Annotated in this window: 22 protein-coding genes; 16 read left to right on the top strand and 6 right to left on the bottom strand. The window is 33.1% G+C overall.

The window, feature by feature from the left end; translation table 11 throughout:
• Positions 1 to 570 (bottom strand): YeeE/YedE family protein, encoded by a 570-nt coding sequence (locus NQQ59_RS16000; RefSeq protein WP_307777150.1) that lies wholly within the window; start codon positions 568 to 570, stop codon positions 1 to 3.
• 145 nt (positions 571 to 715) lie between these two features.
• Positions 716 to 2,134: an MBL fold metallo-hydrolase gene (locus NQQ59_RS16005; RefSeq protein ID WP_144218571.1), complete on the bottom strand. Its 1,419-nt coding sequence runs from the start codon at positions 2,132 to 2,134 to the stop codon at positions 716 to 718.
• A gap of 205 nt (positions 2,135 to 2,339) precedes the next feature.
• On the opposite strand from NQQ59_RS16005, the gene NQQ59_RS16010 reads away from it, so the two are divergent.
• From NQQ59_RS16010 to NQQ59_RS16035, 6 genes are all read left to right on the top strand, one after another.
• Positions 2,340 to 2,930, top strand: coding sequence for an HD domain-containing protein (locus NQQ59_RS16010; protein ID WP_144218573.1), 591 nt, complete (start codon positions 2,340 to 2,342; stop codon positions 2,928 to 2,930).
• A 294-nt stretch (positions 2,931 to 3,224) separates the two neighbouring features.
• Positions 3,225 to 4,571, top strand: coding sequence for a cytochrome ubiquinol oxidase subunit I (locus NQQ59_RS16015; protein WP_144218575.1), 1,347 nt, complete (start codon positions 3,225 to 3,227; stop codon positions 4,569 to 4,571).
• A gap of 2 nt (positions 4,572 to 4,573) precedes the next feature.
• Positions 4,574 to 5,650 carry a cytochrome d ubiquinol oxidase subunit II gene (gene cydB / locus NQQ59_RS16020; RefSeq protein ID WP_144218577.1) on the top strand — a complete coding sequence of 359 codons (1,077 nt, stop codon included), beginning with the start codon at positions 4,574 to 4,576 and terminating at the stop codon, positions 5,648 to 5,650.
• 18 nt (positions 5,651 to 5,668) lie between these two features.
• Positions 5,669 to 6,037 carry a hypothetical protein gene (locus NQQ59_RS16025; protein ID WP_144218579.1) on the top strand — a complete coding sequence of 123 codons (369 nt, stop codon included), beginning with the start codon at positions 5,669 to 5,671 and terminating at the stop codon, positions 6,035 to 6,037.
• Between the two features lie 558 nt (positions 6,038 to 6,595).
• Positions 6,596 to 7,000 carry a hypothetical protein gene (locus tag NQQ59_RS16030; RefSeq protein ID WP_144218581.1) on the top strand — a complete coding sequence of 135 codons (405 nt, stop codon included), beginning with the start codon at positions 6,596 to 6,598 and terminating at the stop codon, positions 6,998 to 7,000.
• Between the two features lie 226 nt (positions 7,001 to 7,226).
• Positions 7,227 to 7,625, top strand: coding sequence for a helix-turn-helix transcriptional regulator (locus NQQ59_RS16035; RefSeq protein WP_144218583.1), 399 nt, complete (start codon positions 7,227 to 7,229; stop codon positions 7,623 to 7,625).
• Positions 7,626 to 7,759: 134 nt separating this feature from the next.
• On the opposite strand, the gene NQQ59_RS16040 is transcribed toward NQQ59_RS16035, so the two are convergent.
• Both NQQ59_RS16040 and NQQ59_RS16045 read right to left on the bottom strand, forming a co-directional pair.
• Entirely contained in the window at positions 7,760 to 8,545 is a 786-nt protein-coding gene (locus NQQ59_RS16040; protein ID WP_144218585.1) for a sulfite exporter TauE/SafE family protein, read from the bottom strand.
• A gap of 182 nt (positions 8,546 to 8,727) precedes the next feature.
• Positions 8,728 to 9,357 carry a Crp/Fnr family transcriptional regulator gene (locus NQQ59_RS16045; RefSeq protein ID WP_144218587.1) on the bottom strand — a complete coding sequence of 210 codons (630 nt, stop codon included), beginning with the start codon at positions 9,355 to 9,357 and terminating at the stop codon, positions 8,728 to 8,730.
• A gap of 348 nt (positions 9,358 to 9,705) precedes the next feature.
• Here NQQ59_RS16045 and NQQ59_RS16050 point away from each other — a divergent pair, with 348 nt between their 5' ends.
• From NQQ59_RS16050 to NQQ59_RS16090, 9 genes are all read left to right on the top strand, one after another.
• Positions 9,706 to 10,017 (top strand): rhodanese-like domain-containing protein, encoded by a 312-nt coding sequence (locus tag NQQ59_RS16050; RefSeq protein WP_091491996.1) that lies wholly within the window; start codon positions 9,706 to 9,708, stop codon positions 10,015 to 10,017.
• Positions 10,018 to 10,090: 73 nt separating this feature from the next.
• The gene (locus NQQ59_RS16055) at positions 10,091 to 11,671 is read left to right on the top strand and encodes an NADP-dependent glyceraldehyde-3-phosphate dehydrogenase (protein WP_144218589.1); all 1,581 of its coding nucleotides are present in this window, start codon (positions 10,091 to 10,093) and stop codon (positions 11,669 to 11,671) included.
• A 282-nt stretch (positions 11,672 to 11,953) separates the two neighbouring features.
• Positions 11,954 to 13,831: a M1 family metallopeptidase gene (locus NQQ59_RS16060; RefSeq protein ID WP_144218591.1), complete on the top strand. Its 1,878-nt coding sequence runs from the start codon at positions 11,954 to 11,956 to the stop codon at positions 13,829 to 13,831.
• A gap of 160 nt (positions 13,832 to 13,991) precedes the next feature.
• Positions 13,992 to 14,606, top strand: coding sequence for a tetratricopeptide repeat protein (locus NQQ59_RS16065; RefSeq protein ID WP_144218593.1), 615 nt, complete (start codon positions 13,992 to 13,994; stop codon positions 14,604 to 14,606).
• A gap of 238 nt (positions 14,607 to 14,844) precedes the next feature.
• Positions 14,845 to 15,249: a GNAT family N-acetyltransferase gene (locus NQQ59_RS16070; protein ID WP_144218595.1), complete on the top strand. Its 405-nt coding sequence runs from the start codon at positions 14,845 to 14,847 to the stop codon at positions 15,247 to 15,249.
• A 156-nt stretch (positions 15,250 to 15,405) separates the two neighbouring features.
• Positions 15,406 to 15,789, top strand: a complete 384-nt coding sequence (locus tag NQQ59_RS16075; RefSeq protein WP_144218597.1) for a hypothetical protein — start codon at positions 15,406 to 15,408, stop codon at positions 15,787 to 15,789.
• 180 nt (positions 15,790 to 15,969) lie between these two features.
• Positions 15,970 to 17,052 carry an efflux RND transporter periplasmic adaptor subunit gene (locus tag NQQ59_RS16080; protein WP_144218599.1) on the top strand — a complete coding sequence of 361 codons (1,083 nt, stop codon included), beginning with the start codon at positions 15,970 to 15,972 and terminating at the stop codon, positions 17,050 to 17,052.
• 34 nt (positions 17,053 to 17,086) lie between these two features.
• Complete coding sequence (locus tag NQQ59_RS16085) at positions 17,087 to 20,254, top strand: efflux RND transporter permease subunit (protein WP_144218601.1); 3,168 nt, start codon at positions 17,087 to 17,089, stop codon at positions 20,252 to 20,254.
• Positions 20,247 to 21,698 (top strand): TolC family protein, encoded by a 1,452-nt coding sequence (locus tag NQQ59_RS16090; RefSeq protein ID WP_144218603.1) that lies wholly within the window; start codon positions 20,247 to 20,249, stop codon positions 21,696 to 21,698. The genes NQQ59_RS16085 and NQQ59_RS16090 overlap by 8 nt, the downstream gene beginning before the upstream one ends.
• Before the next feature lie 277 nt (positions 21,699 to 21,975).
• Here NQQ59_RS16090 and NQQ59_RS16095 read toward each other — a convergent pair whose 3' ends face one another.
• The gene (locus NQQ59_RS16095) at positions 21,976 to 22,722 is read right to left on the bottom strand and encodes a DeoR/GlpR family DNA-binding transcription regulator (protein WP_144218605.1); all 747 of its coding nucleotides are present in this window, start codon (positions 22,720 to 22,722) and stop codon (positions 21,976 to 21,978) included.
• A gap of 98 nt (positions 22,723 to 22,820) precedes the next feature.
• Here NQQ59_RS16095 and NQQ59_RS16100 point away from each other — a divergent pair, with 98 nt between their 5' ends.
• Positions 22,821 to 23,354, top strand: a complete 534-nt coding sequence (locus NQQ59_RS16100; protein ID WP_144218608.1) for a 5' nucleotidase, NT5C type — start codon at positions 22,821 to 22,823, stop codon at positions 23,352 to 23,354.
• A 95-nt stretch (positions 23,355 to 23,449) separates the two neighbouring features.
• Here NQQ59_RS16100 and NQQ59_RS16105 read toward each other — a convergent pair whose 3' ends face one another.
• The gene (locus NQQ59_RS16105; RefSeq protein WP_307777151.1) at positions 23,450 to 25,069 is read right to left on the bottom strand and encodes a tetratricopeptide repeat-containing sensor histidine kinase; all 1,620 of its coding nucleotides are present in this window, start codon (positions 25,067 to 25,069) and stop codon (positions 23,450 to 23,452) included.
• Positions 25,070 to 25,099: the final 30 nt, after the last annotated feature.

The following is a 25,099-nucleotide window of genomic DNA, read 5'->3' on the forward strand; positions in this document are numbered from 1 at the left end:
TTAAAGTGAAAGAATATAAGGTAGAATCAGAAGTGACATTACAAAACCACCAATCATAAAACAGATTGTAGCGACCAATGAAGGCCATTGTAAATTTGATAATCCCATTATCGCGTGTCCGCTGGTGCATCCGCCTGCATAACGAGTTCCAAAACCAACTAAAAATCCACCGACAACCATCATAATAAATCCGCGAAGCGTCAATAGACTTTCCCAAGAAAATAATTGCGCAGGAACTAAACCAGTATGATCTGTAATTCCATAACCAGCTAATTGTTCTGAAAGTTCTGGAGCAATTTCCACTGGATTTGGATTGGATAATAAATAGGCCGCAATAGCACCACCAAAGAAAATTCCTAAAACGAAAAATAAATTCCAGCTTTCTTTCTTCCAATCGTATTTGAAAAACGAAATATTAGAAGGAATACAAGCGGCACAAATATGACGCAATGACGAACTAATTCCAAAAGATTTATTTCCAATAATTAATAAAATTGGAACAGTTAATCCAATTAACGGACCTGCAACGTACCAAGGCCAAGGTTCTCTTATAATTTCTAATATGCTCATAATTAAAATTAAGTGTTTTGTTTTTTAACCATTAAGATATTAAGAAAATTAAGCCAATCTAACTTAATGAAACTTTTCAAAAGGGTTAAGAAAAATTAAGCATTCCAACTTAATTAACTTAATGCCTTAATGGTGAAACTTATATTTATGCTTTCAAAACCTTACTCTGGCAAACAAAATCAGATTTTGGGATATTCGTTTTTGAAATTGCTCCAAAACCACCTTCAACTTCAGAGAAATTTCTAAAACCTCTTGCTTGAAGAATAGAAGCAGCAATCATACTTCTATAACCTCCTGCGCAATGCAAATAAAAATGTTCATTTGGATTAATGTCTTTTACCCAGTCATTAATATAGGCTAAAGGTTTACTGTAAGCATCTTCTATATGTTCTGCAGCATATTCCGTCTCTTTACGGATATCGATAATTTTGTCTTTTTGAATGTCTGCTTCGCTTGCAAATTGTTCTGCTGTAATTCGGTTAACAGAATCTGTTTCGAAACCAGCTTTTTGCCAAGCTTCAAATCCACCTTCTAAATGTCCAATAATGGTATCAAAACCAACACGGCTTAAACGAGTTACGGTTTCTTCTTCCATTCCAACTGTTGTAACCAAAATAATCGGTTGTTTTACGTTAGCAATTAAAGTTCCAACCCAAGGAGCAAAATCACCATTGATTCCGATATTAATAGATTGTGGAATAAATCCTTTGCTGAAATCGGCAGCGCTTCTTGTATCTAAAATTAAAGCACCAGTTTCTTCTGCAATTGCTTCAAATTCTTTTGCACTTATTGATTTCATTCCGTTGTGTAAAACAGTTTCAAAACTTTCGTAACCTTGTTTGTTCATGGCAACGTTCATACTGAAATAGGCTGGAGGAGGCAATAATCCATCCGTTACTTCTTTGATGAATTCTTCTTCGGTCATATTAGCACGTAATGCGTAATTAGTCGCTTTTTGGTTTCCGATTGTTGAAACCGTTTCTTTACTCATGTTTTTTCCGCAAGCGCTTCCCGCACCGTGAGCCGGATAAACGATTACATCATCAGCAAGCGTCATAATTTTATCTCTTAAAGAATGAAATAAAATTCCAGCCAATTGATCTTGTGTCATTCCAGCTGCTTTTTGAGCTAAATCAGGGCGACCAACATCTCCAATGAATAAAGTATCTCCAGAGAAAATCGCATGATCTTTTCCATTTTCATCGATTAATAAAAAAGTAGTACTTTCCATTGTATGACCTGGAGTGTGTAATACTTTAATAGTGATGTTTCCAAGTTTAAATTCCTGACCGTCTTTTGCAGAAATGCAGTCAAATTCGCAAGCTGCATTTGGTCCGTAAACGATTGGTGCTCCAGTTTCTTTACTTAAATCAACGTGTCCAGAAACGAAATCAGCATGGAAATGCGTTTCAAAAATATATTTCAATTTCACGCCATCGCGTTCCAAACGATCTAAATAAGGTTGCGTTTCTCTAAGCGGATCAATAATGGCCGCTTCGCCATTTGAAGTGATATAATATGCACCTTGCGCAAGGCATCCGGTGTAAATTTGCTCTATTTTCATGATAGGGTATTGTAAAATGATGGGATACAAAGGTAAGTTTGTTTTTCAATAAATTGGGTGACTAATGTTACAGAAATTAGGTTTTTTTGTAAAAAAATGTGGAGTTTGTCATATTTGATTGAGATAAATTAAATTTAAAGTTGAGCAATTACGCTTTAAGCTTTAATTTTGCATATGACGAATGTCATTTCAAAATAAAAATAAAATGAACACACAAAATTTATTAGATCAGATCGCTTTTATAAAAGAAATTGATAAAGTAAAATACATTCAGCGCAAAACAAAACTGTTTAATAGTGACAGATGCGAAAATGATGCAGAGCATAGTTGGCATCTGGCTCTTATGGCCATTGTTCTCGCCGAACATTCCAATGAATCGATTGATGTTTTGAAAGTCGTGAAAATGGTCTTGATTCATGATATTGTTGAAATTGATGCGGGAGATGTTTTTATTTATGATACCGTAAAAAATCATTCGAATACCGATGAAGAACGATTAGCAGCAAACAGAATTTTCGGTTTATTGCCGAAAAATCAAGCCGAAGAATTTATTTCAATTTGGGAAGAATTTGAAGCAGGGGAAACCAAAGAGGCTAAATTCGCAAAATCAATGGATCGTTTAGAGCCTTTATTACAAAATACATCCAACAACGGCGGAACTTGGAAGGAATTTGGAGTGAAATATGATAAAGTCTACGAAAAGAAAAGTGTTATAAAAGAAGGTTCGAAATCAATCTGGAATTATGCTGAAGGTTTGATTAATGAAAGTGTTGAAAAAGGGATTTTAGAGAAGTAGTTTTTTTGCTCTATAAAACGATTATTATCCACAATCTTGTCATTTCGACGAAGGAGAAATCTCCGCAAGTAACTCCGCAAAGTAAATCGTCAATCTTTGTAGAGCTTCTTACGGAGATTTCTCCTTCGTCGAAATGACAAACTGGTCGTAAATCAAAGAAAAATGACTAGTTTCATTTCTATCTTTTAATTGTTGAAAAGTTTAACAAATATCAGGCGATAAACTTTTTTTAAAGGGCGTTAATTCGGGTTCTAATGGTTAAATTTGTGGAACTTCATAAACAAATTACCACTTATGGAAGAAATGCTCTTTTATGACCGAATGCAGTTCGCGTTCACCATTACTTTTCATTATCTTTTTCCACAACTTACAATGGGACTTTCGCTCATCATTGTTTACTTCAAGTGGAAATATCTAAAAACTCAAGACGAACACTACAATCATGCCACCCATTTCTGGATGAAGATATTCGCCCTTAATTTTGCAATGGGTGTTGTCACCGGAATTCCGATGGAGTTTCAGTTTGGAACCAACTGGGCAAAGTTCTCTGAATTAACAGGAGGAATCATTGGTCAAACTCTGGCTATGGAAGGAATGTTTTCTTTTTTCCTCGAATCTTCTTTCCTCGGATTATTTTTATTTGGAGAAAAACTTCTCGGACATAAATGGCATTTTGTAACCGGATTATTAATTATGATTGGTTCTTGGGCCAGCGGATTTTTAATCATCGCAACACATTCTTGGATGCAGAATCCGGTTGGTTATGAAATTTTAGAAAACGGAAAATTTGTTCTGAATAATTTTCAGGCTTTATTTTTAAATCCGTGGCTTTGGCCTTCTTATTTGCACAATCAGGCGGCTTCTATGGTAACAAGTTCTTTTGTTGTTGCCGGAATTGGAGCTTTTTATATTTTAAGTAAAAAGAATGTTTCTTTCGGGAAACTGTTCTTGAAAACAGGAGTAATCTTCGGATTGATTTCAAGTATTGTAGTTGCAGTTCCGACAGGAGATTTGCTAGCTAAAAATGTGGTTAAATACCAACCTGTAACTTTTGCTGGAATGGAAGGGATTTTTCATACAGAGAAAAGAGGCTCAGAAATTGTCTTAATTGGTCAACCCGATGTAAAAGATAAAAAGCTAGATAATAAAATTGCCGTTCCTAACATTTTGAGTTTCCTGACTTACGGAAATTGGGATCAGGAAATTAAAGGTTTAGATCAGTTTGAAGAAGATTTGCATCCAACTAATATTTCAGGTTTGTATTACGCGTATCATATTATGGTTGGATTAGGAACTGTTTTTATTGGTTTAATGATGTTGGCTCTTTTTCAATTAATAAGAGGGAAACTGTTTGAAACCAAATGGATTTTATGGTCATTGATGTTCATGATGCCGTTTCCGTACATTGCGAATACAACTGGCTGGTACACGGCAGAATTAGGAAGACAACCTTGGTTGGTTTATAATTTGTTGCGAACAGCATCAGGAGCTTCACCAACGGTTTCTTCAGGAAATACGTTATTTACATTACTTGGTTTTATCGGTTTATACCTTTTACTTGGAGTATTGTTTTTGCTTTTGATTGGAAAAATTATCAATAAGGGACCGCATCATGTGGAACTTTCAACAGAAAAAATATAAATATGGAATTTTTTTGGTACGTAGTTTTAATGGGAATTCTAGCGGTTTATCTGGTTTTAGACGGCTATGATTTTGGTGCAGGAATTATTCATTTATTTTTTGCCGATACAGAAAAAGATAAAAAAGCAATTACAAATGCAATTGGTCCGTTTTGGGATGCTAATGAAGTTTGGTTGATTGCAGCAGGAGGTGTTTTGTTTTTTGCTTTCCCTACTTTGTATGCTTCTTCTTTCAGCGGATTTTATCTGCCTTTGATTATGATTTTATGGCTTCTGATTTTTCGTGCAATCGGATTAGAAATGCGCGGACAAGTACACAATCATATGTGGGAAGCGATTTGGGATAAGGCTTTCGGAATTGCAAGTTTACTTTTGGCTTTGTTTTTCGGAATTGCTTTAGGAAATATCGTTCGTGGTGTCAATCTCGGAATGGTTCAAAATGGTGTTTCAACACAAGAACCGCATTTTTTCTTTCTGCCTTTGTGGAATCCAACTTTTAGTCCGCAGGCAAATGAATTGGGGATTATTGATTGGTTTACACTTTTCTTAGGAATTGTGAGTGTTGTCGCGCTGACGATTCACGGCGCAAACTGGATTATTTATAAAACAAATTCGGCGCTAAATCCGAAGTTGAAAAATGTAGTTTTTAAACTGAATTTTGTTTTGCTCGTTTTGGTTTTTATTTCATTAGGAATTTGGCATTTTATCGAGCCCAAACCATTTCACAATTTTGTTGAAAATCCGATTCTTTGGTTTTTTCCATTAATGACTTTTGTTGGAATTGCCGGATTATTTAAAGTTCGTTCCTTTAAAAAAGACGGTCAAGGGTTTATTTTTTCGACTTTGTTTTTAGTTGGAGGATTTGCTTCAACAGCGGTTTCAATTTTTCCGAATGTTCTGCCTTCAACCAATAGCGTAAATCCGTCTTTGACTATTTATAATACTGCAGCTCACGAATACGGATTAAATGCTGGTTTAAGCTGGTTTTTTGTGGCGTTGTTTCTAGTTATTATTTACTTTATTATTCAATATCGTGTTTTCAGTGGGAAAATGGATGATATTGGGTATGGAGAGCATTAAGAATCTAAATTAAATGTGATGAATGTATTTTTAACGATTGATTTAGAGATAGGTGACAAAGTTTTTGATGATTTTTCTGGTTTTTACAAAGCTAGTATTAATACTATAATCGAAAAATGTAATTATGATATGCTTGTAGATAACTATCAAATTAAATTTAAATACTTAGTTCAGGAAATAATCAAATTAAATAAGGATGTTTTAGTTGGAAATGTTTGTTATAATCTGGAAGATCTGAAATTGATTATTACTTTGTTTAATGAAAGTAATCTTGAAATTCAAAAAGTTTTTATTCCATCTGTCAGCAGAAGAATTCTAACTCTATTAGAAGGACAAAGTTGTATAGGGATCATAATAGATGGATTGATTTTTATCCTGGACAAATAGAAGATGTTCATGAAAAAAAGGAGAATAATTATTTAGAAATAATAAAATATTTTGAAAATAGTAAGATACAAATAATTGAAATTTAGAATTTAATAAGTTTGAAAATGAATTGCCTCCAGTTTTAACTGGAGGTTTTTTGTTCAAGAGAATTAGGCTTTAGCCAAAATAGTGTAGTTTGGCTAAAGCTTTTTTTATGTAGATTTGTTTACCTTGAGCTAAAGCTGAAGGAAATTCAAAACTTAAAGATGTATTTTTGTTTGAATCAAAAAGATTTTAAAGTTAAAATTAGACAATGACAATAAAAAAGTTAATAAACAGATTTTTCTTTTGATTTTTGAAAGAATCAAAAGATATAATGTCCTTAATAAGCCCATTTTATTAGCAAAATTGTTTATTTAGGATTTAATTACAACCAATAGTTATATTCTATAATTTTTATTGTAGGAAAAAAAAAGAGTTAATCGTTAATATTGCGTATCTAAGATTTTCTCCCCCTAAGAATTTTTAGAAATTGATTTTTACTAAGAGAGCTTAAATCATTTTTACCTACAATTTATTATGCCTTTAACAATTTTTCCAGACAAGATTAGATTTCGTTACAAATCTAAGAATTGGCAGTACCATTTTGATGAGATAAAGAAACTTGGTCTGCTAAAAAAAAAGAAAAAGTATTTTCTTGAAAACGGTGCTTTTATTGCCGTTACCGCAGTGGCTTATTACTGCATGGTTTTTTCTGATATAATGGATTTGTATTATATCATTCCGACACTTTTATGTTATACTCTAATTATTTCAATTCGATTTAAAAACGACGAAGAGTTTGTTTATTTTATTATTGTTAAAGATATTTATCAAAAGGAAATAAGAACTAAAATCGAAGTAAAAGATCGTTTTGTAATTCGTAGACAGATTGATCATTATCAAGAGCTTCAGTTTGAGAGAAAAATTAAAAGAACCGCTTAAGTCAGAAATGTTTACGTTTTATATTGTTCTTTGTGAATTTTTTTACAAAAGCAATTTAGATAGACGGTTATTTATCAATAAAGAAAAAAATTAACGTCATGTTACTTCATAAATTCCCAATTATAAAGTAGCTTTAGATTTCCCAAAAATAGAAGTGTAGTTATGCTGCTAAAAAAAATTAGCAGTTGGCTGTTTTAACTATGCATGACCCCAATTCAAAAAAATTATGGCCGCAACAATTAAAAACAAGATTAGAAACATTAGAGAGTTAAAAAATTATACTCAGGAATACATGGCAGAAAGATTAGGCGTAACTCAGGCGGGTTACAGCAAAATTGAAAAAGGCAAAACTTCCCTTAGTTATGAAAAACTCTGCGAAATAGGAAGAATTTTAGATGTCACTGTAGAAGATATAATTAGTTTCGATTACGATAAATATTTTACCAATTACAACAATAATAACAGTAAAATAACTGGAAATAACAACGGAAGTATAATGATTAATACAGATAGTACTTCGGTTTTGAAGGAGCTGTATGAAGATAAAATCCAATTACTAGAAAGACTTTTGAACATAACAGAGATTGAGCTCAGTCGTTACAAAACTAGGTTTGGAGAAATTTGAGGGAATACAATCTCAATTTTAGTTTCATCTTTGTCAAAGTGTAAAACTTTGACAAAGATTACTCTACAAGTAAAACTAAATTCAAAATATTTAAAATCTACAAAGATCAACACGATCTGTGAGAACATTAAATTCTAAAAGAAAAGTTCTTTAGTAATGATGTAAAATCCCATTACAAGTACAAACCACCCAAAAAGTGGTTTTAACTTTGCGCCATCTATTTTTTTAGAAAGCTGGCTTCCAATCAACATTCCGATTAGAGCCATAGCTGAGACGCTTAAAAGAAAAGTATAATTAATAGGCGTTCCGATATATAAATCTCCGACAAAACCTATTGATGAATTAATAGTGATAATTAATAATGAAGTTCCAACAGCTTGTTTCATTGGCAAATTGGCAAAGAAAAGTAATGCAGGAATAATCAGAAATCCGCCTCCAGCTCCAAGAAATCCCGTTACAATTCCAACTAAAAAGCCAATGATGCTTAATTGTAAATAGTTCGTTTCCGTAGTTTTTATTGCAGGCTGATTTTTTTTAATCATAGAAATGGCAGCAGTAATCATTAATATCGAAAAGATTACCATAATCAGAAAATCTTTTGATACCGTATAGGATGCTACACAAAATAAGGTTTTAGCAATTTGCGGAAATATTACTTCGCGAATAATCAGAATAGAAATAACAGACGGAACAGCAAAATACAAAGCCGATTTTAGTTTTAGATTTCCCATTTTATAATGGCTAAAACTACCAAACAAAGCCGTTAATCCAACAATAAATAAAGAATAAGAAGTAGCCTGATCTGGATTTACTTTAAATAAATAAACTAAAATAGGAATAGTTAAAATGGAACCGCCTCCACCAATTAAGCCAAGTGTGATTCCGATTATGATTGAAGCAAAAAAGCCTAAATATTCCATTGCATTTATTTTGATGCAAAGGTGCTTCGGAAATTAGAATCCTACAGTAACATTTATCACAGAATCGAAATAATTTTTACCATTAAGATAGTAAGTTAATTACGCTATACTGTCTTAATGATGCTTTTTAAAAATTAAGAAATAGTAAGCGATCCAACTTAATTGCCTTACTATCTTAATGGTTAAAAATTTATGAGTTCAATTTGGTTTCGATTAAGTTTTACTAGACCGCGTTGTTCCATTTTTTTTAACAATCTTGAAACAACTTCACGAGAAGTATTTAATTCGGTTGCGATTTCCTGATGTGATAAATTTACTTCGGAACAACCACAGGCATCAGAATGTCTTTTTAAATAAAATTCCAATCGTTCATCCATTGAACGGAACGCAATATTATCTACAACTTCCAGTACTTCTTCAAAACGGCTTCTGTAAGTTTCAATTACAAATTCGTACCAGCTTCTGTGTTCCATCATCCATTTGTCCATAGATTGTAGCGGAATCATCATGACAGATACATCTTCAACTACTTTGGCCATGATTTGGCTTTTCTCACTTTTTGCAGTACAAATCATAGAAATTGCGCAAGCTTGGCCTGGCTGTAAATAATACAATAGAAACTCGCCTCCATCTTCGCCCTGACGATAGATCTTGATTTTGCCTTTGGTAATTAAAGCTGTGTTTTTAATGTATTGTCCGGTACGCATTAAAATAGTTCCCGCTTCAAAATCCTGCAGACTTCCGTTTTCTTCTATAGTTGCAATAAGGTCGTTAGAGAAATTGGGAAAGATGGTTTTTAGTGAATTTTGCATTTTATAGTTTTTTTTGACTCGAACCACAACGATTTATTGAAAATTGATGTAATTCGTGACGGATATTTTTGTCGAAATCGAATTAAAAATTATAATTGTTTACAAAGATAATAGTTTGATTTGGTATTAATTGTCAGAATCCTAGATTTAAGATGTATTTTACGTAAATGAAAAAATCCTATTTTCTACCGATTTTGTAGACTGAATTTTTAAAAATAGTAACTAAATTTGTAATTCACTGATTATAATACTTTCTCTAAAACGTTTTCTGAGAATAATAATCGAAATCGCATTTGGTACGTTTTTTATATATAGAAACGTCGTAATTTTACAAAAACACATTTTATTATGAATTTATCACAAGAAGATTGGGTTGCTCAGTTAGAAGCTGACGAAAATGCAGTTATACTTGACGTAAGAACTGAGGACGAATTTAATGACGGCTACATTGAGAATGCTTTAAATATTGATATCAATAAAGGGCAGGGGTTCATTTACGAAATCGAAGAATTAGACAAAAATAAAAATTACTATGTATACTGTCGTTCTGGAGCAAGAAGTGCAAAAGCTTGCCAGATTATGAACGAATTGGGTATACAAAATGCTTACAATCTGCTAGGAGGAATCCTGGATTGGGAAGGCGAAACAGTACAACCATAAAAGAAGAAGAGGCATAAAAAAGCCTCTTTTTTCTTTTGAAAATAGAATTACCAGACCATTAAATAACCAAACTATGAGCTTTATACCAGAAGAATATCAGATTAATACGCTGATAAATCAAGATACTTATCTTGTAAATGGAGAATTGAAACAATGGACAGGGCAAACCACACCTGTGTTTTCAACTATTTCTTCAACAGAAAAATATTCGCCGACTTTATTAGGATCTATTCCTTTTATGGGAGAAAAAGAAGCCGCAGAAGTTGTCGAAGCTGCGACCAATGCATACGATATGGGGCAAGGTTTATGGCCAACTATGAAAGTAGCCGACCGTATTAAAAGCATGGAAAATTTTGTGAAAGAAATGAAAGAAACCCGCGAAGAGGTAGTAAAATACTTGATGTGGGAAATTGGAAAATCATTAGGAGATTCACAAAAAGAATTCGACAGAACAGTAGAATATATCTACGATACAATTGCTAGTTACAAAGAATTAAACGGTCGTAGTTCACACTTTGAAAAAGTGCAAGGTGTAAATGCCATGATTCGTCGTGGGCCTCTTGGAGTTGTTTTGTGTCTTGGACCATACAACTATCCACTTAATGAAACTTTTTCATTATTGATTCCTGCTTTGATTATGGGAAATACTGTAATCTTCAAACCTGCTAAACATGGTGTTTTATGTATTTCGCCATTGTTAGAAGCTTTTAGAAGCAGTTTCCCAAAAGGAGTAATCAATATTGTTTATGGAAGAGGTCGTGAAGTAGCTTCGCCAATTATGAAATCTGGAAAAATTGATGTTTTGGCATTAATTGGAAACAGTAAATCGGCGATTGCTTTACAAGATCAGCACCCGAACAAAAATAGATTGCGTTTGATTTTAGGTTTAGAAGCTAAAAATCCAGCGATTATTCTTCCAGATGCCGATTTAGATTTGGCTATTCAGGAATGTATTACAGGAAGTTTATCTTTTAACGGACAACGTTGTACGGCTTTAAAAGTATTGTATGTTCACGAATCTATCAAAGAAGAATTCAATAAACGTTTTGCTGAAAAAGTAGATAGTTTAGTTTTTGGAAATCCGTGGGAAAAAGGAGTTTCTTTAACACCGCTTCCAGAATCTGAAAAACCAGCTTATATTCAGGGATTAATTGATGATGCCACTTCTAAAGGAGCTAAAATCATCAATGAAAAAGGAGGAAAACATACTGATAATTATATTTTTCCAGCAGTTTTATATCCAGTAAACAAAGAAATGCGAGTGTATCATGAAGAACAATTCGGACCTGTGGTTCCTGTTCTTTCATTCAAAGATATTAAAGAGCCTTTGAAAGATATGGCAGAATCAAACTACGGACAACAAGTAAGTTTGTTTGGTAAAGATATTAAAACTTTAGCTCCGCTTATTGATGCTTTGGTGAACTTAGTTTGCAGAGTAAACCTCAACAGTTCTTGTCAAAGAGGACCGGATGCTTTCCCTTTTACAGGTCGTAAAGATTCTGCTGTAGGAACTTTGAGTATTCCAGATGCTTTGCGTTCTTTCTCAATCCGTACGTTTGTAGCTTCAAAAGATATCGATTATAATAACGAGATTCTGCAGGAATTGCTTAATAGCAAAGAATCGAATTTTATTAATACTGATTATATTTTGTAGTAATCAAAAGTTATATATTATTTGTAGATACCGTCTGTTGCTTTTGGTGACAGACGGTTTTTTCTTTTAAAGGGGCTGAGTTGCTAAGATGCTAAGGTTCTAAGTTTTTGTTTTTGCGGAAAAATATTATCTGCATACGGTTTTTGTATTTTACATTTCACCACCAACCAAAAACTATTAACCATCAACAATTAACAATTAATAACTAAATTTGTAACATTTGTAGATAAAAATCCACTAATACGTTATCAAAAATTAATTTATAATACCTAAGATCTACTTATGGAAAAGAAAATATTGCAATTTGCAGTACTCGCATTTGTTCTTTTTACTCAAAATATCTTTGCTCAGGAGCTTTATATGCCAAGAAATATAAAAGAAGCTTATATAAAAGAAACTCGTTCTAAAGATGGAAAACCAGGAAAAAACTATTGGCAGAATCGCGGAAAATACAATATGGAAATTACGGTTGATCCTGCTACAAAAATAGTAAGCGGAACAGAAACCATCATTTATGAAAACAATAGTAAAGATACGCTAAGAAATCTTGCTATTCGTTTTGTCAACAATCTTCATAAACCATCATCTCCTCGTGAGAGTGAAGTAAACGACGATTTTTTAAGTGAAGGACTAACCATCACTTCATTAAAAATAGAAAATGAAGTCTATAAGGAAAATGCCAGAAAATGGGGAACTGTGGGAACTGTAAAATTGAAAAAAGCAATTGCACCACATTCTAAAGTAACTTTAAATATTCAATGGAATTATCCTTTATCTAAAGAAAGTGGGAGAGAAGGGCAAATTGACGAAACTACTTTTTTTGTAGCTTACAGTTATCCAAGAGTTTCGGTATACGATGATTATAACGGCTGGGATATGTTGCCACATACAGATCGTCAAGAATTTTATAATGATTTTAATGACTATGTTTTTTCGGTTAAAGCGCCTAAAAATTATGTCGTTTATGCAACAGGAGATTTGTTGAATCCAGATGAGGTTTTGCAACCCGATTTTGCTACTCGTTTAAAGAAATCTTATACAACAGATGAAATTCTGCATATTGCCAATGAACAGGAAATGAAAAGCGGAATCGTAACCAAACAATACGACTGGAATGTTTGGAAGTTTGAGGCTAAAAATATTTCAGATGTATGTTTTGGTTTAAGTGATCATTATTTATGGGATGCCAGTAGCGTTGTTGTAGATAAGAAAACAAATCGCCGCGCCAGTGTTCAAGCGGCTTATGATGTTAAGGGGAAAGATTTTGTTAATTCGGTAAAAAATAATCAATATGCCCTGGATTGGTTCTCAAATAATTGGCCAGGCGTTCCGTATCCGTTTTCTAAAATGACTGCTTTTCAGGGTTTTGCAGATATGGAATATCCAATGATGTGTAATGATTCTGAAATGGGAGATCCGGTTTTTGCACAATTGGTACAAGATCATGAAGTAGCGCATACTTATTTCCCTTTTTATATGGGAATTAACGAAACGCGTTACGCTTTTATGGACGAAGGCTGGGCAACTACTTTTGAATATTTAATCGGAATTGACGAACGTGGTAAAGAAGCTGCAGATAAATTTTATCAGGAATTCAGAGTGAAAAAATATATAACAGACCGATCTTCAGAACAAGATCAGCCTATTATCACAATGTCAACTCAGGTTTCAGGCGCTGGTTACGGAAATAACTCTTACGGAAAAGCTTCTCTTTCTTATTTGGCATTAAAAGATATGTTGGGAGATGATTTGTTTAAAAAAGCATTACACGATTATATGGATACCTGGAATGGAAAACATCCAATTCCGTGGGATTATTTTAATTCTTTTAATACCTCAGCAGGAAAAAATCTAAATTGGTTTTTCAATAATTGGTTTTTTACAAATAACTACTTAGATATTGCAGTTAAAAATGTTGCTACTGATAATAAAAGTATTACTGTTGAAAACATTGGAGGTTTTGCGATTCCTTTTGATGTAATCATAACCTATACTGACAACTCAAAAGTGACATTGCACCAAACACCTGCAATTTGGGAAAAGAATCAGAAGACAGCTAAAATTGTTTTAAAAAGTACCAAAAAAATCAAACTAGTAGAATTGGATGGAGGTATTTTTATGGATGCAACTCCAAAAAATAATCAGTGGCAGGCTAAATAACTATATTTCATTCATAGAATAAAAAAAACGTTTCTTTTCCAATGAAAAATAGACGTTTTTTTATTTTGATTGATTTTAAATAATTTAAAATATATAAAAAAGTAAGAAAGTTTATTCAAAAAAAAATTAGGTTTGTAAAGTAACAAATCAAAATTAATTAATGAAAAAAACATTCCCCCTAATTGTTTTTTTGATTACTCTTCAGATCTTCGGACAGGATGATCAAAAAAACGCGTTTCAAAAAAGTAAATATGAATTAGCTGTTTCCTATTACAAAAAAGCTGATTTTGTTAAAGCTATCGATTTATTTTCACTGGCTGCTAATATTAAGCCTGAGAATGAAATCGGTCAGGAATCGATTAAAAAAGTAGACACGCTTCGTGAATTTTTAAGAAAAGAAATTCTAGATCTAGCAGTAGGTGTCTGGAAAAAATCTGGTAGCCAGCCCGTTTGGTCAAGTACAGCTGTAAATAATGAAAATCCAACTAATGCGGATGAGTTTATTGAAATTAGTGAAAATGAAATTCTCTTTTTTGAAGTAGATAAAAAAACAAAAGAAAAGAAAATTTTAAAAAAAGAAAGTTTAGTTTACAATGATCAGAAAAGTGCAGTCTCTTTATTTTCAGAAATTGTACTTTCAGACGGAACAATTTGGAATTGTAGTCTGAACGAAAAAGCAGATGTCTTACATGTGATCAATGTCGCAGTCCAAACAGAACAAGGTGTAGAGAAAATTAATACCGATAATTTAGAAACGTATTATGTTAAGATATAATGAAAAGGGAATCTGAGGATTCCCTTTTTTTCTAGATATACGCAAGAATGATAACCAGATTTTTTTAAAATAGATTTTATTGGGTTGAATAAAAACAATCACAAGCAATTTGGATTGAATGATTTATCTGATTTATTTTTTTGTAATTTTTCTACACTTAAAATATAAACAGAATCTTTTTGTTTTTCTATTCAATAATAAATGAATTACTTTTGATCTAGTTGAAAATAGAACAACCATGGAAATTAAAAACATAAAGGCATCTGACACTTGGAAAATCCGACATGAAGTGATGTGGCCTGATCAACCTTTTGAATTTGTTCAGCTGGAAGAAGATGATTTTGGACTGCATTATGGCGTTTTTCTAGACAATCAGTTAGTTTCTATAGTTTCTTGTTTTATTACAGGAGATGAAATGCAATTTAGAAAATTAGCCACTTTAGATTCATTTCAAGGTAGAGGAATTGCTTCGGCATTATTAAATCATATTTTTAAAACTGCGAAAGAAAAAGGAGTACAGAAAATCTGGTGCAATGCACGAAAAGAGAAAACAGCATTCTATGAAAAATTCGGAATGAAAGCTATTGGAGAAACTTTTACCAAAGCTGGACATGAATTTGTTATTATGCAGGTTTGTTTTTAAATTGTTGTTTTTGAGTGTTTTAGGTTGTTTTTGTTTCTCTAAAATCTACACTTCTTAAATTTGTTTTAAAGTGAAAACGTTTTCGTTTACGATTCCATGTTAAGACTTTCTTATTTTATTTTTTTTATTCCAATCTTTTATTACTTTCGCACCCAAATGAGAAAGTTAATAGTATTTTTAGTATTCATGAATATGCTTCTGCTAGGCGGAGGTCAATATCTTAATGCAAATACTTTTGGCTTACCTCAACACCATAATCTTGAAAAGAAACATCGAGTTAAATTCACCAATCAAGATCGTGGATCTTCGACTATTGAAGATGCTACAGATGTTGATATAGAAGAAGACCTTCTAGGAAATGATGATGTTGATGGACTTACGAATAAATTTTTTGCAGTTTCTTACAGTCTTGTAGATGACTTGTATCAAGCACTTTCAGATCAATCTGCTGCAAATGAGATCAATCGTTTTAAAATTTCTACGCCTTCTTTAGGGCATTCAAATCCTTTATACATTACTCAACGAGTATTAAGAATTTGATTTTAAAATATACATCGGTTGCCTAAGTTGCGATCCTGCATATCTTGTTGATGTATATTTTTTTCTTACTTCCGCTTATATGACAATTAAGGTCAGGCTAAAGCTTACTGATGTTCCATTCCATCTTTAAGGAATCTTTGTATTCCAAGCATTCAATCGCTTAATTTCCATTTAAACATCATGAAAAGAATCATCTTGATCACAGGCTTTATGGCCTTAGTGTGCTTAACCAGTTGTACACAAAAAAAAGAAGAAAAAGAAGAAGAGGAAAAGTTCACTGTAACTAATCCAGTAAAAATTGATACTTCGTTTACGAAGGAATACGTTTCGCAGATTCGATCTGTTCGAAACATCGAAATCCGTGCCCAGGAAAAAGGGTTTTTGCAAAATATCTATGTTGATGAAGGACAGTTTGTGAAAAAAGGACAGTTGTTGTTCAGAATTATGCCAAACATGTATCAGTCTGAATTATTAAAAGCACAGGCTGAACAAAAATCAGTAGAAATCGAATTGCAAAATTCAAAACTTTTGGCTGATAAAAATATCGTTTCAAAAAACGAATTGAGTTCAGCTCAAGCAAAATTGCAGTCTGCAAAAGCGGAAGTAGCATTAGCAAAATTGCATTTATCATTCACAGAAATCAGAGCTCCATTTGACGGAACCATCGACAGAATTCCTTTAAAACTAGGAAGTTTAATAGATGAAGGTGAATTGTTGACAAGTCTTTCAGACAACAGTCAAATGTTTGCTTACTTCAATGTTTCTGAACCAGAATACATTAGTTATGAAACGAATATTAAAGATCGTGCAGATAACAAAGTGAACTTAGTTTTGGCTAACGGAGATATTTTCAAAGACAAAGGAAATGTTGAAGTTATAGAAAGTGAATTCAACAACGAAACTGGAAATATTGCTTTTAGAGCAAGATTCCCTAATTCTAGTAAGTTACTTAGAAACGGAGAAACAGGACAAGTTCAAATGAACGTTCCGTTAAAAAATGCTATTGTAATTCCGCAAAAAGCAACTTACGAAATTCAGGATAAGAAATATGTTTTTGTTGTAGATAAGAACAACAAAGTAAGCTCTAGAGAAATTACGATTACAGGTGAAATTCCTGATTTGTACGTAATCAAAAGCGGTCTTACTGAAAATGATAAAATCTTACTTGAAGGCGTTCAGAAAGTAAAAGAAAATGACAAAATTAAATTTGATTACGAATCTCCAAAAGAGGTTATAAATCATTTACGTTTAAAAGCAGAATAGGTTTACTGGGTTTTAATCATTAAAAAATACAAAAATGTTTAATAAATTTATTCAAAGACCTGTTCTGTCGATAGTAATATCGTTGATTATTGTCTTTCTAGGGGTTTTGTCGGTATTGAGTTTACCAATTACCCAGTTCCCTACAATTTCGCCTCCAATGGTGAATGTTACTGCAGATTACCCAGGATCTAATGGTGAGCTAATGGTTAAGGCAGTTGTTATTCCTTTAGAAAGAGCCTTAAATGGGGTTCCAGGAATGAAATATATGGCTTCTGATGCTGGAAACGATGGTGAGGCAACAATTAAAGTTGTTTTTAACTTAGGAACAGATCCGAATCAAGCTGCAATTAACGTTCAGAACCGTGTGGCTTCGGTTACTAATAAATTACCTCCTTTGGTAATTAGAGAAGGTATCAAAATTACACGAGAAGTACCAAGTATGTTGATGTACGTGAACCTTTACAGTACAGACAAAAATACCGATATGAAATTCTTGTACAACTACGCCGATATCAACGTACTTTCAGAATTAAAAAGGGTAAATGGTATTGGTTCTGGAGATATCTTAGGGACACGTGAATATGCTATGCGTATTTGGTTGAAACCAGATCGTATGTTAGCGTATAAAATTTCTGCTGATGAAGTAATGGAAGCATTATCTAGTCAGAGTTTGGAGGCTTCTCCAGGTAAAACAGGAGAAAGTTCTGGTAAACGTTCTCAAGCATTTGAGTATGTATTGAAATATTCTGGACGTTTTACAACCAAAGAACAATACGAGAACATTGTAGTAAAAGCAAATCCAAACGGAGAACTTTTACGATTGAAAGATGTTGCCAAAGTTGAATTTGGAAGCTCGATGTATGATATCTATTCTAATTTGAACGGAAGACCATCAGCCGCAATCGTATTGAAACAATCTTTTGGAAGTAACGCGAATCAGGTTATCGAAGAAGTAAAAGCAAAACTGGAAAAAATCAAACAAAGATTTCCAAAAGGAATGGATTACGAAATCTCGTATGACGTTTCTAAATTCCTTGACGCTTCTATCGAAAAAGTAATCCATACTTTAGTTGAGGCATTTATTCTGGTAGGTTTAGTGGTATTCCTTTTCTTAGGAGACTGGCGTTCGACAGTTATTCCGGCAATTGCAGTACCAGTATCGTTGGTAGGAACGTTTGTGTTCATGACTTTCTTCGATATTTCGTTGAACTTAATTACTTTATTTGCTCTAGTATTGGCAATTGGGGTCGTGGTCGATGATGCGATCGTAGTTATCGAGGCCGTCCATGCCAAGATGGAAGAAGAACATCTGTCGCCATTCAAAGCAACTAAGAAAGCAATGCATGAAATCGCGGGGGCAATTATTGCCATTACCTTTCTTATGGCGGCAGTATTTATTCCGGTAGCATTTATGTCAGGACCTGTTGGAGTATTCTACAGACAGTTTTCTGTAACAATGGCAACTGCTATTATTCTTTCCGGTATTGTGGCTTTGACCTTGACGCCAGCGCTTTGTGCAATGATGTTGAAAAACAATCACGGAGTGCCTAAAAAGAAAACACCAGCAAATAGATTTATTGATGCCTTCAACGAAAAATTCAATTTAGCACAAGGAAAATACCAAAACCTATTGGCTAAAATTGTAAACAGAAGAGTAGTTACAATTGTGGCTCTTTTGGTTTTCTGTGCTGGAACATGGTTGATCAGTAGTTCAGTTCCTTCTGGATTTATTCCGAATGAGGATCAGGGAATGTTTTATGCTGTAATTCAGACACCGCCGGGTTCTTCTTTAGAAAGAACAAATAATATTGCAGAGCGCGTTCAAAAAATTGCAGAAGATATTGATGGAGTAAAATCGGTTTCTTCATTAGCAGGTTATGAGATTTTATCTGAAGGTACAGGAGCAAACTCAGGAACATGTTTGGTTAACTTGAAAGATTGGAGTGATAGAAAAGAATCTGTTTTGGAAATCATGCACGAAATGGAGGAAAAATGTAAGGATATTACAGGAGCTAATATCGAATTTTTCCAACCACCAGCTGTACCTGGATATGGAGCTGCAGGAGGATTTGAGCTTCGTTTGTTAGATAAAACTGGTTCTGTTGATTACAAAAGAATGGAGCAGGTGAATAACGACTTTGTGGCTGAATTGAACAAACAACCAGAATTGTCAAACGTATTTAGTTTTTACAGCTCTAGTTTCCCTCAATACATGATGAAAGTAGACAACGATTTGGCACAACAAAAAGGTGTTTCTATCGAAAACGCTATGAATACTTTGTCAACTTTGGTGGGAAGTAACTACGAAATCAGTTTTATTAAATTCGGTATCAACTATAAAGTAATCGTTCAGGCTTCGCCAGAATATCGTGCACAACCAGATGATATCTTAAAGTTATATGTAAAAAATGATCGTGATGAAATGGTACCGTTTTCTGCTTTTATGAAGTTAGAAAAAGTATACGGACTTTCAGAAATCACACGTCATAACATGTATACCTCAACACAAATTAGTGGTTCGCCAGCTCCAGGATATAGTTCTGGTACAGCAATTAAAGTGATTCAGAGAATAGCGGCTGAAAAATTACCAAGAGGATATGATATTGACTGGGCAGGTATTTCTGCCGATGAGGTAGCACAAGGTAATCAGGCTATTTGGGTATTCTTAATCTGTTTAGGATTCGTTTACTTAGTATTAGCGGCGCAGTATGAAAGTTTTATTTTGCCATTATCTGTAATTCTTTCGTTGCCTGCAGGTATTTTTGGAGCGTTCTTTTTATTGAAATTAACAGGATTAGAAAACAACATTTATGCTCAGGTTGCGATGGTAATGCTTATCGGTTTATTAGGTAAGAATGCCGTACTGATTGTAGAGTTTGCGATTCAGAGACACGCAGCAGGAAAATCTGTTTTAGATGCGGCAATGGAAGGAGCAAAAGCAAGGTTCCGTCCAATTTTGATGACTTCATTTGCTTTCATTGCAGGTTTATTACCGCTTGCATTCGCTACTGGACCTGGTAAAATTGGAAATAGAACCATTGGTACTGCAGCAGCCGGAGGTATGCTTATCGGAACAATATGCGGGGTTTTTGTAATACCTGGATTGTATTTCATATTCGCTAAGATTGCGGAAAAACACAAACTGGTAAAACATGAAGAAGAAAATCCATTAACAGAAGAAATTGATAACAATCATGTATAAAGTTAAATCATATCAATATAGTATTGCATTAGCTGTATGTCTAGCAGTTGCAGGGTGTAAAACTCCTGCACCTGAGGCAGCAGTGACTACAAGTACACCAGTTCCTAATTCGTTTGGGCAAACAGCTCAAATGCAGGATGCAAGCAATAATACAGCAGCATTAAACTGGAAAGATTACTTTAAAGATCAAAATCTAGTAGATTTAATTGATGTTGCTCTTAAAAATAATCAAGAACTAAATATCACTTTGCAGGAAATCGAAATCGCAAAGAATGATATTCGTGTAAAAAAAGGTCTTTTATTACCAACTGCTGGTTTACGTGCTGGAGCTGGAGTAGAAAAAGTGGGTAGATATACAAGTCAAGGTGCGGGTGATGCTACAACTGAAATCAAACCAGGTGTTGAAACTCCAGATCCATTAGGAGATTTTACCATTTCAGCTTATGCAAATTGGGAAGTAGATATCTGGAAAAAACTGCGTAATTCTAAAAAAGCAGCTTTAAACAGATATTTAGCAACTGTTGAAGGTAAAAACTTTGTGATTACAAACCTTATTGCTGAAGTTGCCGATTCTTATTATGAATTAATGGCTTTAGACAATCAGTTGGATATTGTAAAACAAACCATCAAATTGCAAACTAACGCTTTAGAAATTGTAAAAGTTCAAAAACAAGCAGCAAGAGCAACAGAATTGGGAGTTAAGAAATTTGAAGCAGAGGTTTTGACTTCACAAAGTATGGAGTTTGACATCTTACAGCAAATAAAAGAAACCGAAAACAAAATCAACTTTTTGTTGGGTAGATATCCGCAGGAAATTAAAAGAACAAGCAATACTAATTTCTTAAGTCTTTTACCTGCCGCTGTAAGTTCTGGAATTCCGTCTCAATTGTTAGAGAATCGTCCAGATATTAAACAAGCAGAATTAGAATTGGTAGCTTCAAAATTAGATGTGAAAGTTGCTCGTGCTGAGTTTTATCCTTCTTTAGACATTACGGCTGCGATTGGAGTAAATGCGTTTAAACCTTCTTATTTGTTTACAATGCCAGAATCTTTATTGTATTCATTGGCGGGAGATCTTGTTGCACCTTTGATTAATAGAAATGCGATTAAAGCAGAATTTGCGAGTGCAAATGCAAGACAAATTCAAGCCTTATACAATTATGATCGTACAGTTTTAAATGCTTATTTAGAAGTTTCAAATCAGATGTCTAAGATTGAGAATCTTCAAAAAGGTTACGATCTTAAATCAAAACAAGTTGATGCTTTGAATACGTCTATCGATGTGTCAAACGATTTGTTTAAATCGGCTAGAGTAGATTATTTTGAGGTTTTAATGACACAAAGAGATGCACTAGAAGCTAAATTAGAATTAATTGATACCAAAAAAGAACAATTGAATGCTGCAGTTCACGTCTACAGAGACTTGGGCGGCGGATGGAAATAATTTTGCCAATTAATTTGTAGAGAAAAAGTCTTTCGGAAGTAAAATTCTGAAAGGCTTTTTTTATTGTTAACATGTAGAAACAGAGTAAAATTTAGTTTTTTAATTTTAACTTATAAAATCTAATTTGATCTGCTGAAATCTTTTAAAATCTGCGTGAAATCTTTTTACGTATTCCTTTTTCACGCAGATTTTAAAAGATTATAGCAGATTTCACAGATTTAATTCTTAAATAATCATAGAATTAAAAGAATACTTTCATACAAGCTATTTATTTCGATTAAAGAACCGTTACTTGTTTTTTGTATGGTTTTAATATTTCCTCATCTGGTGAAATATTAGTGACCAAAACATCAATGTCTTTTAAATGAGAAACAAAATAAGTCTCTCCTGTATCAATTTTTTCACTAGAACCTAAAGCGAGTATAAAATTCGAATTCTGAATCATATTTCTTTTGATTTGTGCATCATCATATAAAATTCCAGTAAGACCACGTTCGTGATGAATACCGCAAGTTCCTAAAATACAGATATCGGCTCTGAAATTTCTGAAAAAGTCCAAAGATTCCATACTGGCAGTGGTAAAGGAGGTTTTACACATTTTTCCTCCTGCAAAAATCAATTCGATATTTGGTAAATCTTCCACTAAAACGGCAACTGGAAAACTATTTGTAATTACAGTCAATTTTAAATCATGCGGAAAACTCGCTACTAAAGCTAAAGAAGTTGTCCCTCCATCAATAAAAACTACTTGTCCGTCTTTTAGATACGAAATGGCTTTTTCGGCAATAATCTTTTTGTTTTCTAAATCATGCTTTTCTCTTTTTCTATAATGAAGTGGCATTGGAGAAGGCGCAACTGCACCGCCACGAACCGCTTTTAAAAGTCCCTGATCGGAGAGTTCTTTTAAATCTCTTCTAATCGTATCTTCTGAAACACTCAAGTATTCGCTTAACTCTATGGATGTTACGCGGTGTTCTTTAGATAAATATTCTAAAATAGTCTGCTGGCGTTCTTCTTTTCTCATTTTAATTGCAGTTTTATACCGCAAAAATAAGTTAAAAACTGTAATTATTTGCGACTTATTGCAATTTTTGCATAATTTTACCGCAAAATAATTTTACAATGAAAAAGAAAACAATTGCAATCGACATGGATGGCGTATTAGCTGATGTTGAATTACAGATAATAGAGCATTACAACAAAGCGTACGGAACTCATTTAACAAAAGAGAGTATTCAAGGATTAAGCGAAGAAGAAGCTTTTAACGGAAGAGAATTGATGCTTGATATCGTAAAAAAAGAAAATTTTTTCAGAACATTACCGGTAATGGCCGATGCTGTTGAAAGTGTACGGGAATTACAGAAAAATTTTGAGATTTATATCGTTTCTGCAGCCATAGAATTTCCGCTTTCTCTTGCTGAAAAAGTAGCTTGGCTTGGCGAACATTTTCCTTTTATTCAATGGGAAAATATCGTTTTATGCGGCAGTAAATCCATTATCAAAACAGATTATTTAATTGACGATCATTGTAAAAATCTGGATTATTGTATCGGTAAACCTATTATGTTTACCGCATTTCATAATATAAATCAAACCCATCACTTGAGAGTGAACAACTGGAAAGAAGCAGTTGCCGTTTTAAATGAAACATTATAGCTTAAAAGGTTATAATTTTATTGTTTTTTGAAGAGAAAAGCCTTTCGGATTATTCTGAAAGGCTTTTTATTTTTAATCAAGAATTGAAATTTAGTTTATGTTTGCTCAGGCATTGCTATTTTTACCTTAAATCCTTTGTTAGGTTCTGTGTCAATATCAATTGATCCATTAACAGCCAAGATTCGGTTTGCCATGTTTTGAAGACCATTTTTTATAATGGTATTTTTTTCGCAGCCTTTACCATTGTCGGTATAATTTATAAAAATTGATTTTAAATCACTATCAAATTTTATAACTACCAAATTTGCTTCGCTGTGTTTTTTCATGTTGACCATTAATTCCTGTAAAATACGGCTAATGGTAATCTTTTTCATCTCATCGATAGCTTCCCAATTTATTTGTTCGATATTGGTCACCATAATATTTCTTTCACGTGTATTGTACGCCGAAAGCATTTCTTTTATACTATGGGTGAAATTTATTCCAGTATCGATGCTATTGTTTTCTCTCGAAATTCCTCTTACACGACCGTAAATGTCATCTAATTTTTGAAGTAAATTCTCTTTGGTATTTTCAGTAGATAAAGGCTGAGATTCGGCAAAAGCAATAACCTGAAAAACATCATTAGCCAATTCATCATGAATTTTTTTTGCAATTCTTGTTTCGGTGTCGTATGATGTTTTTAATTCTATAGCCTTGTTTTTGTTTTTGTAATAACGAATTAGAATTGCAATTAAAACAACTAAAAAGAAAAAAACAATGACAAATACAATACGCATATATTTGGCTCTGTCAAGAGATAATTGATTTTCTGCTTTTTCTAAACGAAGTTTTTCGTTTTCGTCTTTTTCTTTTTTAGAATCGTATTTGATTTTAGCAAACTTATTTTTGAAGTTATTTCGAACTTTAATAATACTGTCATTTAATGTAAAATATCTTTGAACATAATTGGTAGTATTTGAACTGTTGTCGTTTGAAATTAAAATTTGCAACGCTTCTAATCTTTCATCGACACTATTAAGTTTTGTGGCTGTCTTGTATGCCAAAAGAGCATTTTCGTCTGATTTCTTAATGTCTTTCTTTGAGTAATAATCGGCAAGATGAAGATAACTTTCTATGCTTCCATAACCATCTTTAATTTCGTTTTTTAATTGGAGAGCATTATCCATTAAATGAAATCCCTTTTCATCCATTCCAGTGTTAAAATAAGCATAGCCCAAATTATCTTGCATTCTGGCTTTAGAACGTTCTTTGGATTTATCCTTTATAAATTTTTCATCTAAAATAGATTCTAAGAGTTTAATTGCTTCATTGTACTTTTTTTGATGAATGTAAACTGCTGCAATATTGCTTAGAGGTGCTTGTTCACCTTCAGGACTTTCAGATTCTTTAACAGATTCTTTATAGTAAAAAATAGCATCATCATAAAGAGAAAGTTCTTTATCAGCAATTCCTAACGTATTGTTTATACAGCTGATGTGATCTTTCTTTTTAATATGAGGTAATGATTTAGCATAAGGTAATGCTTCAGTTACGGTTTCTTTACTACCATAGTAATCTCCATTGACTTGCTGGATACTAGCCATTTGAATAAGAACATAACTTATGTTGGCACTGTCTTTTAAAGTTTCGAAAAGCGCTTTTGATTTATTAAATTCATAAAAAGCGGTGTTAAAGTTTTCTTTTTGATAGTTTTCATCTGCTCTGTCCCGCAAAATAAGGGCCTCTTTTCGTACTTCTTCCGT

This window comes from Flavobacterium panacis, from assembly GCF_024649945.1.
Lineage (GTDB): Bacteria > Bacteroidota > Bacteroidia > Flavobacteriales > Flavobacteriaceae > Flavobacterium > Flavobacterium panacis.

Bases quoted from the DNA above. Each gene is read 5' to 3' on its own strand.
- NQQ59_RS16090 (WP_144218603.1), top strand. From the start codon at position 20,247: ATGTATAAAGTTAAATCATATCAATATAGTATTGCATTAGCTGTATGT.
- NQQ59_RS16025 (WP_144218579.1), top strand. From the start codon at position 5,669: ATGAATGTATTTTTAACGATTGATTTAGAGATAGGTGACAAAGTTTTT.
- NQQ59_RS16045 (WP_144218587.1), bottom strand. From the start codon at position 9,357: ATGCAAAATTCACTAAAAACCATCTTTCCCAATTTCTCTAACGACCTT.
- NQQ59_RS16010 (WP_144218573.1), top strand. From the start codon at position 2,340: ATGAACACACAAAATTTATTAGATCAGATCGCTTTTATAAAAGAAATT.
- NQQ59_RS16000 (WP_307777150.1), bottom strand. From the start codon at position 570: ATGAGCATATTAGAAATTATAAGAGAACCTTGGCCTTGGTACGTTGCA.
- NQQ59_RS16095 (WP_144218605.1), bottom strand. From the start codon at position 22,722: ATGAGAAAAGAAGAACGCCAGCAGACTATTTTAGAATATTTATCTAAA.
- cydB (WP_144218577.1), top strand. From the start codon at position 4,574: ATGGAATTTTTTTGGTACGTAGTTTTAATGGGAATTCTAGCGGTTTAT.
- NQQ59_RS16075 (WP_144218597.1), top strand. From the start codon at position 15,406: ATGAGAAAGTTAATAGTATTTTTAGTATTCATGAATATGCTTCTGCTA.
- NQQ59_RS16060 (WP_144218591.1), top strand. From the start codon at position 11,954: ATGGAAAAGAAAATATTGCAATTTGCAGTACTCGCATTTGTTCTTTTT.
- NQQ59_RS16080 (WP_144218599.1), top strand. From the start codon at position 15,970: ATGAAAAGAATCATCTTGATCACAGGCTTTATGGCCTTAGTGTGCTTA.
- NQQ59_RS16040 (WP_144218585.1), bottom strand. From the start codon at position 8,545: ATGGAATATTTAGGCTTTTTTGCTTCAATCATAATCGGAATCACACTT.
- NQQ59_RS16065 (WP_144218593.1), top strand. From the start codon at position 13,992: ATGAAAAAAACATTCCCCCTAATTGTTTTTTTGATTACTCTTCAGATC.
- NQQ59_RS16035 (WP_144218583.1), top strand. From the start codon at position 7,227: ATGGCCGCAACAATTAAAAACAAGATTAGAAACATTAGAGAGTTAAAA.
- NQQ59_RS16100 (WP_144218608.1), top strand. From the start codon at position 22,821: ATGAAAAAGAAAACAATTGCAATCGACATGGATGGCGTATTAGCTGAT.
- NQQ59_RS16005 (WP_144218571.1), bottom strand. From the start codon at position 2,134: ATGAAAATAGAGCAAATTTACACCGGATGCCTTGCGCAAGGTGCATAT.
- NQQ59_RS16070 (WP_144218595.1), top strand. From the start codon at position 14,845: ATGGAAATTAAAAACATAAAGGCATCTGACACTTGGAAAATCCGACAT.
- NQQ59_RS16055 (WP_144218589.1), top strand. From the start codon at position 10,091: ATGAGCTTTATACCAGAAGAATATCAGATTAATACGCTGATAAATCAA.
- NQQ59_RS16015 (WP_144218575.1), top strand. From the start codon at position 3,225: ATGGAAGAAATGCTCTTTTATGACCGAATGCAGTTCGCGTTCACCATT.
- NQQ59_RS16085 (WP_144218601.1), top strand. From the start codon at position 17,087: ATGTTTAATAAATTTATTCAAAGACCTGTTCTGTCGATAGTAATATCG.
- NQQ59_RS16050 (WP_091491996.1), top strand. From the start codon at position 9,706: ATGAATTTATCACAAGAAGATTGGGTTGCTCAGTTAGAAGCTGACGAA.
- NQQ59_RS16030 (WP_144218581.1), top strand. From the start codon at position 6,596: ATGCCTTTAACAATTTTTCCAGACAAGATTAGATTTCGTTACAAATCT.